This window comes from Streptomyces sp. NPDC017890 (assembly GCF_044328675.1).
Lineage (GTDB): Bacteria > Actinomycetota > Actinomycetes > Streptomycetales > Streptomycetaceae > Streptomyces.
Genome location: NZ_JBIRHU010000099.1, coordinates 1 through 2,786, shown reverse-complemented (window position 1 = coordinate 2,786; position 2,786 = coordinate 1). Strand labels below are relative to the sequence as shown.

At 54.8% G+C, this 2,786-nt stretch carries 2 protein-coding genes; one reads left to right on the top strand and one right to left on the bottom strand.

Going from position 1 to position 2,786, the window contains the following annotated elements; translation table 11 throughout:
• Positions 1–714, bottom strand: a 714-nt coding sequence (locus ACH4F2_RS35545) for an aldehyde dehydrogenase family protein (protein ID WP_398136770.1), incomplete at its 3' end; no start/stop codon positions are given.
• A 955-nt stretch (positions 715–1,669) separates the two neighbouring features.
• Between ACH4F2_RS35545 and ACH4F2_RS35540 the strand changes: the two genes are divergently transcribed.
• Positions 1,670–2,359 (top strand): hypothetical protein, encoded by a 690-nt coding sequence (locus tag ACH4F2_RS35540; RefSeq protein ID WP_157770418.1) that lies wholly within the window; start codon positions 1,670–1,672, stop codon positions 2,357–2,359.
• Positions 2,360–2,786 lie beyond the last annotated feature (427 nt).

Below are 2,786 nucleotides of genomic sequence, written 5' to 3'. Positions count from 1 at the left end.
ATCCGACCCACCCAACTCGAGAACAACCTTCTTCAAATTACGCCCGGCGATCTCGGCGACCGCAGAGCCTGCACGCTCAGACCCCGTCACCGACACCCCCTGGTTGCGTGGGTCCGCAATGATCTGTGCCACCTGCTCGTTGGTCGCATACAGGTTCACATAAGCACCCACCGGGAACCCGGCATCGACGAACAACTCTGCAAGAGCCGCCGAGGACTCAGGGCATTGCGGCGCATGCTTGAGGATGATCGTGTTACCCAAAACCAAGTTCGGTCCCGCAAAGCGGGCCACCTGGTAAAACGGCAAATTCCACGGCATGATCCCCAGCAACGACCCCACAGCCGACCTCCGAATACAGGCCGACCCCTCACCATCCCGAATCTCGATCTCTTCATCAGCCAGAAAACGCTCCGCATTGCTGGCGTAGTAGTCACAGATCCAAGCCGACAGCTCGCATTCCTCAACCGCCTCCACCAGAGACTTTCCCATCTCCCTGACCACAATCGCAGCAAGCTCATCCTTGCGTTCGATGAACAGATTCGCCACATTCCACATCAACGCCGCGCGCTCGGCCACCGTCGACGACTTCGACCATCCGCGATACGCGGCACTCGTCGCAGCGAGAGCATTCTCCACATCCTCCGCAGTAGCAGTGGGATACGTCGAAACAACATCCCCGGTACGCGGATTGGTAACTGCATAGCTAACAGTCATACGATCAACTCCTGATCTCGAAAGTGCCCCCGGCGCAACCGAAAGCAGGACGACTACACGTGCGGCAAACCAGAAGCTACGCTGAGCCGACGCATTCAACTGGAAAGATTTCGTCGATCGACTCCCAGCTACCGTCGCAGCTGAAACGCTGACCGAGTGCGTGACGTAAAAAACATGCCGCCACGTGGATCTGACGCTTTGATTGATTCTGAACATCCCGGCATAAGGGGGTACTGCTGATGCGCGATCCAGCCCCAGCGTTGCAAGTATAGGTGACCACAGCCGTCAGGGTGCGGCGTAGGTATGGAGACGAGCGAGTCTGCAAAGACAGCAACCGCGCGGCACCCGAGTTCGACCGAAACCGAAGCGCACCAATTCGATCGAGACCCTCACAGCGTGCATAGTTACTCACGGGGAGGCGTGAACGAGCTCCGCATTGCCTTGAACACAGATCGAGAAGAAGGGGACCGATATGGCCCGTCAAGCCATGGGGCAACTTCCTTCTACCGATTCACCTTGACTGCGAATTTGTCTACTTGCCTGAACGATTGCCGTACGGCCGCCGCCAGCCTCAGCGGGCTCGACTGTGTCGAAGAAACGGCGAGCCATCTAGGCTCTACAGTATATAATTACGTTTGCAGGGGCGATAACGGTGAACCAAAGCATACCTCTGTGCGAGTCGATCTCAACGAGCGATTTCATCGCATTATCTCAAACTCCAGGTTCGAAATGACCAGAAAAATCCCGACCGCCATGTAAAGAATACGTGCCGCCCGCGGATTTTCCTCGATGCTTAGCGCAATAATCTTTGTCAGCCCAGATTGGGACACTCTCGGCTAACTCGACTCTTCCAACCCGATTTGGGAGTCTGTGCAGCCGTAAAAACGACATCCATCTAGACTGGACGGAACTAATGAATAACCACCAACGAAACTGGCGGACGACCGTCGTCGTCGTGACGATCGGAGCACTACTTGCGATCGTCGTCCCCCTGTCACTCCTCCCAGTACTTCCTTTCGAATACTTGAAGGAATACGGAACGGTTGGCGACACGATCGGTGGAATTTCGAATCCCATTACAGGATTGGCAGGAATCATTCTGTTATTCCTTGCTTTGACTGCGCAATTGCGCGCCAACGCACTTACGCAAAAACAGGTGGACGCCGATGCCGAAAAAGAGGTAAGGCAACGTGTCGCGACACACTTACATCAACTCTATGCATTCATGGACGAAAATATTAAGCAGTTCAACTACCAGAAAATTAGTACCCAAGAGTTGAGCTCTGAGCAGTTACATGGACGTCGAGCTATTCGGCAGTTCATTGATGACATTGAAAGCATGAATATCGACCTCCACGACTCGGAACGGCTTCTCCAGCAGGATGGCGTCAGGGAAATACTCGGCGTTTTAGAGATCGCGAAGCAAGCATTCGTCAAGATTGCGAGCTCCGATATCGATCCTATAAACAAGGATTTTTACGCAGCACTTGTCAAGCACGTACTTCTCTACAGCGTTTTCCCTTACACAGATCTTGACACCTCCGATGGCCTGACCCTTGCGGTATGCAACCAGTGTGGCCAACCACACGGCAACTACCCACCAGCCATTTTCGACCGACTACAGGATCTCAAGCGCTACTTCTAGCAACGCCGTCACCGGCAACGTGTCCGGTTCGTCGTTGCCAATACATGCCCAGCAGTTTTTCACCGAACCCGGGAAACTTCTTTGGGGTGGGTCACGGTCTCGGAGGCTGGCCAACTCTCTCGAAGCCAAGCCCTCCTCTCGAAGCCGCCGATCCTTACAGATGTGATCCATTTCCCTGAACGACGGACTCTCCATTTTGCGGCTGAATACGTATCTGGCCCCACACGTAACATCAAGAATGGCGCGGATCGACAAGCATTTCGAATCCGTGCGGGTTGCCGCTGATCCGTCAGCGGCGCAACGGCAGTCGGCATCCCCTCGTCGGCGAGACGTGAAGGGACCCCAACGGGCTTTTGCACCTCCGAATCACCTGCGAATAGCCATGCGGTACACCGACGTGAGTGGATCCGTATCTACTACTGGCTGG